This window comes from Synechococcus sp. R55.7 (genome assembly GCF_047461955.1).
GTDB lineage: Bacteria > Cyanobacteriota > Cyanobacteriia > Thermostichales > Thermostichaceae > Thermostichus.
Window position 1 is genome coordinate 1 of record NZ_JANSIC010000205.1, and the last position, 4,766, is coordinate 4,766.

Here is a 4,766-nt window from a genome sequence, read left to right on the forward strand (position 1 = left end):
TCGAGAGCGGCTTACCCACACCACATCAGGAGCCACATTGTTATCTTCGGCAAAAATCACTCCCGGAGCAGTGTTGGCCAATCTCAGGCCCGTTTTCTCACTCTATTCGCCTTTCAAATTTCTTCTAAGATGCGAAACTGCACATGGTTAATGGCCAGCTCCCCAATTGAGGCTTGGTCGGTGTTGATCGTCTCGAAAGGGATCCCTTTGGCGATCTCGGCATGGGTCCAGGGCAAGCCCATGAAGTAGCGCTGCGAGTAGGGACGCTCTCCCCGATCGTCAGGGTTCGACTCCATCGGCACCCAACCCCAGCCGGGCAGATAAAACTCAATCCACACGTGGTTGTACTGGGGAAACAGCGGGATCCCTTTCAGTTCTGGATGGGGAGGACATTTGTAGCGCCCCACCGTGCGGCAAGGGATCCCATTGAGGCGGGCCAAAGCCAACAGCACCCCCACATATTCGCCACAAGAACCGGAGCCACGCCGCAAAACCTCATCCGGCGGATCAATGCGAGAGGTGACCCGGTAGGAGAGCTTGTCGTAAACATAGGCCCGGATATTGAGCATTTTGCGCAGCAAGTTGGTCTCGCTGCCAACGGCCAGCCGCGCTGCCTCTCGGACAATCGAGGTGTCCATGGCCAGGTAGTCATCGTCCACCAAGTAGCGATCCCGCAGCTCCCTGGGCAAAACGGCAGCCTCTACATCCAGTGGATCGATGCAGTACTTGATACTGTAGAGATCCAACACCGCCCGCCAGCCAAACAAGCGCACCTCATGGGCCCCCAGGGATCCCAGCGAAAACACCGCCACCTGTTGGCCAGATTGCTCTTCCACTTCAAACGGCAGACCTACCCAGTGCAGGCTGCGCACCCGTTGGCGAAGGCTGTTGCAGGGCAAGGCAATTCGCCAGACCAAATCGGGCAGGAAGCGCGGCTCTTCTTGGGCAATTTCTTCCACATAGGTCAGCTCCACCCGATAGCCGTGGGAGAGGGTGTAGGTGGCGCGTTCCCCCAGACACTGGGGCTGAAAAACTACCGGACAGGCAATGGGGGAATCCTCGGCCTCGGTTCCACCGCCGCCAGAGGGGTCGGGGGAGCTAGGGGGATCCAAAGGCCGCAGGCGTAGGGGGGCCACCCAGGTTTTATCGCGCAGGGCCACCGACAAGGGATCTGGAGCGTTGGGGTTGTCGTCGATGTAGGCTTCTTCGTGGGCATAGGCCACCCAGAGTTGCCCCCGCCAATGGGCCAAGCCTGTTGGCCCAGGAGAAGGGGTGAGGATACGGGCCAGTTCTCGCCCGGTCTGGCGCTCCAGCACGTAGATCGTCTCTTCCACCCGATCGCTCACCCAGAGGTAGTCTCCCTGCACCGCAATCTGTTCTCGGCCAACCCCAGGGGCAGGCATCTCCTGCACGATGAGACCACGGCTGGGATCCAGTTGCAGGATTTTTTCCCGTCGGTAGCAGGTGGCATAGAGGTAGCGGTTTCCCGTGTGGGGATCGCTCCAGAGGGCGATCCCTTCGATAGGGTAGGGGCACCTACACACTGGAAAGGCTTCCAGGGATCCCGGTTGCTGCAGAGCGGACATGGGAATGCGCAAGATTTGCCCCTCTTGCTCCCGACTGAGCCAAATCCACGCTTGATCCCCTTCTGACTCTACCCACAAACCGTAAGCGCCTTGGAAAGAATGGACATGATGGGGATTGAGCAGCAGGGTGTTGTGCTCTTGAATTTCCACCAAATAGCCCCTCACCCGATCCAAGCCCAACAGGCGATCTCCCCAGGTGGCCAAACCTTCCAAAGCAACCAGCCCCAGAGGTTGCAGAGGGGCCACAGTTCCCTGTTGCCGCCCAGATGGAGGCCACCAAGCAGGCTGGGATCCTTTTGCCGTAGAACCCGGATTTTTCAGAGCACCCAGATCATTTGCCGGATGGATGGCAACCATGAAGGCTTCCTTGCCTATGGATGAAGTTGACATGCTGGCGCGATCTGCACCAAGGCGGTACGACTGTCCAATATTTACTGTCCAACATTATTATGATGCGCCTCTTTTCAACCCCACACCCAAGGCTTCTCGACCGATGTATCCCTGCTAGTCTTGCCAGGACTGGAGAATGTTACGATGATGGCGGCTTTTTGGCCAGCAAGATAGAGCAGCGGTGGGGAGTGGTAGGGGATGGAGTTGGCCTTGGCAATTGGCGGCCTGGTGGCAGGGATCCTGGCCGGGGTGCTGGGCATTGGCGGTGGCGTGATCCTGGTGCCCTTACAGGTCAGCTTGGGGATCCCACCGGTTCAGGCTGCAGCCACCAGCAATCTTTCCATTGTTATGACCTCGATTGCGGGCAGCATCCAAAACTGGCGGATGGGCATGCTTGATTTGAAACGGGTGATCCTGCTGGGGATCCCAGCGTTGCTTACGGCTCAAGTAGGAGCAATTATCGCCAGTCGCCTTCCCAGCTATCTGCTGTTGGCAGCGTTTGGAGTGTTGCTGCTGGCCAACACTTACCTGGTGCAACTCAACAAAAAGGTGGTTATCCAGGCCCAAGAATTGGGGGCTGACGTCAGCGGTGCCGAGCACCTCAGCGGGACGGAGTCCTCAGGGCAGATGTCTCCCTGGTTAGCCCGCGCCCTGACCGGCGGCACTGCCGGTTTGTTGGCCGGGCTGTTTGGCATCGGCGGTGGGGTGATCCTGGTGCCAATGCAGATCCTGCTGCTGAAAGAGACAATCAAAGTGGCGATTCAGACCAGTCTGGGGGCCATTGTGATCACAGCAGTTGCTGCCACTGCCAGCCATGCGGGCCTCAGCGATTGGATCTGGAATGGCCTGGGGTTCGGGGACGGCACCATCCACCAGAATGTGCTCTGGATCCCAGGTTTAATCTTGGGCACAGGGGGGTTAATCGGTGTACAGATTAGCACACGCACCCTGCCCAAATTGCCCGATGAAACCGTCAGTCTGTTGTTTCGGGGCTTCCTGGCCATTCTTTCTCTTTACATTTTTTGGCAAGCCTGGCAAGGTTATCGAGCTCTGTGAAGTGATCCTGGTCTGCCCCAGTGCTCGGGACAGCAGTCCTGGTTCCAAGCTACGGTCATTTGGATTTAAACTGGGACACTGAACTCAAACCCAAAATGTTGCATGCACTGATCCAGAAGGCTTTTCAAGGACTCCGTCCCGCTGGCGCGATCAGCAGCCCAGGCGTCTCACCCTAACCTGAAATGACTCTATCGGGTGTCGCTCCCAGCTTTCGGGCCTGATGACTCAGATGGATTCAACGGTTTGAAAGACTTGGCTACGCTGGACGCGCTTTCCCCTCAGAGGGCAGGGCTTTTGCTACTTGGGATAGATCCCCTTGTTTGCAGAGGTCATGCACAGGGTAGCTGCCGAAGAGCTTCAAGGTTTCAGCAATTGATTCCAGCGCCGCAACCACCTCGGCATCCAGATAGGGCTGGCCAACAGGATTCTCCAGATCGACAAAAAAGACATACGTCCCTGCCGATTTTTTGGTGGGGCGCGACTCAATGCGAGACATATTCAGGCCTCGCTCCGCAAACACTTGCAGAGGTTTCAGCAGCGCTCCCGGCACATTGTGGGGGAGGCTGAAGGCTAAGGAAGTATGGGATCCCCCCGGAGAAGCAGGATCGGCAGAGGTTTCACCCTGTTGACCGGAACGCGAGAGCGGCGCACGGCCAATAACCCAAAAGCGAGTGCAATTGTCGGGGTGATCGTTGATCGGGCAGGCCAAGACCGGCAGTTGGTAGAGGGTGGCAGCTCGTTCTGAGGCGATGACGGCGGCGCTGGGCTGCTCCTGCAGGCGATCCAATTCTTCGGTGGTCGAGCGGGTTGGGATCAAAGTGGCCTGGGGCAGATGGGATCTCAGCCAAGCCTGACATTGGGCCAAAGCTTGCGGGTGGGAGTAGACCTGCTCAATTTGCTCCAACCGCGAGGCACGTCCGATGAGGGCATGGCGAATGGGCAGGATCAGCGCCTGCCGGATCCCTAGCCCCTCCAGTTGCCACAGGGCATCCAAGGTCATCGAGACCCCCCCCTCCACCGAGTTTTCCACCGGCACCACCGCCCATTGTTGCTGGCCGGCAGCTACCGCCTCTAGACAGGCGCTGATCGTTGGATAAGGCACTAAGGGGTGGGATCCCTGGCTGTGCAGGTGAGGCTGCTCAGGGCAGGCCAGCAAAGCTGCCAACTCTGTGTAGGTTCCAGCAGGGCCAAGAAAGGCCACCGGCGAAGGGGAAACGTTCGCGCCAGCGGAGCGCAGCTCCATCAGAGCCATTCCTTCAATTGTCGCTAGGGGCCAGTTCTAACTCTATCGTCTCGGCGTCGCGCAGCAGCAAAGGACATTCAGGCTCCGGGCAACGGGGATTGGCCGCCACCTTGTCCATGGCCTTCACCACCTCCAACCGGATCAGCCTCTGCAACTCCTGATCCGCTTGAATGGCTTCTAAAGTTCGGAGAGAGCCGTGAAAACTGGTGGCGTATCGAGGCTGGAGGTTGTTCAAAGCCAGGGCGGCAGCATCGTTACAGAATTTCTCGCAGAAGCAGTAGCGCTGTTGACTCTCCATCAGCAGGATTTCATTGACCATCTCCAGAACAGCCCGTTCCATTTGATTTTCCAGGCCCTTCAGAGGCTTATGTTCCTCCGCCATCGCTACCTCCTGATGTGAATCGAACCCGCCGCCAAGCCCCTGTCTTTCAGGGAGCAGGAGTGCTCTCGATTACCTTCGATGCTGCTCTACTCTCTGTTGACACGTCAAG

4 protein-coding genes are annotated in these 4,766 nt (G+C 58.0%); 1 reads left to right on the forward strand and 3 read right to left on the reverse strand.

Annotation, left to right across the window (positions count from 1 at the left end; all coding sequences use genetic code 11):
• Nucleotides 1-113: 113 nt before the first annotated feature.
• A complete protein-coding gene (locus tag NW820_RS10250; protein ID WP_414407426.1) occupies nt 114-1,832 on the reverse strand; it encodes a transglutaminase domain-containing protein in 1,719 nt (572 codons plus the stop codon).
• Nucleotides 1,833-2,174: 342 nt separating this feature from the next.
• On the opposite strand from NW820_RS10250, the gene NW820_RS10255 reads away from it, so the two are divergent.
• Nucleotides 2,175-3,032 carry a sulfite exporter TauE/SafE family protein gene (locus tag NW820_RS10255; RefSeq protein ID WP_011432297.1) on the forward strand — a complete coding sequence of 286 codons (858 nt, stop codon included), beginning with the start codon at nt 2,175-2,177 and terminating at the stop codon, nt 3,030-3,032.
• A 256-nt stretch (nt 3,033-3,288) separates the two neighbouring features.
• Here NW820_RS10255 and pheA read toward each other — a convergent pair whose 3' ends face one another.
• Entirely contained in the window at nt 3,289-4,275 is a 987-nt protein-coding gene (pheA, locus tag NW820_RS10260; protein ID WP_414407427.1) for a prephenate dehydratase, read from the reverse strand.
• Nucleotides 4,276-4,288: 13 nt separating this feature from the next.
• Nucleotides 4,289-4,657 carry a late competence development ComFB family protein gene (locus NW820_RS10265; RefSeq protein WP_414407428.1) on the reverse strand — a complete coding sequence of 123 codons (369 nt, stop codon included), beginning with the start codon at nt 4,655-4,657 and terminating at the stop codon, nt 4,289-4,291.
• Nucleotides 4,658-4,766 lie beyond the last annotated feature (109 nt).

Excerpts from the sequence above, each read along its gene's own strand:
- NW820_RS10255 (WP_011432297.1), top strand. The coding sequence starts at position 2,175 with ATGGAGTTGGCCTTGGCAATTGGCGGCCTGGTGGCAGGGATCCTGGCC.
- pheA (WP_414407427.1), bottom strand. The coding sequence starts at position 4,275 with ATGGAGCTGCGCTCCGCTGGCGCGAACGTTTCCCCTTCGCCGGTGGCC.
- NW820_RS10265 (WP_414407428.1), bottom strand. The coding sequence starts at position 4,657 with ATGGCGGAGGAACATAAGCCTCTGAAGGGCCTGGAAAATCAAATGGAA.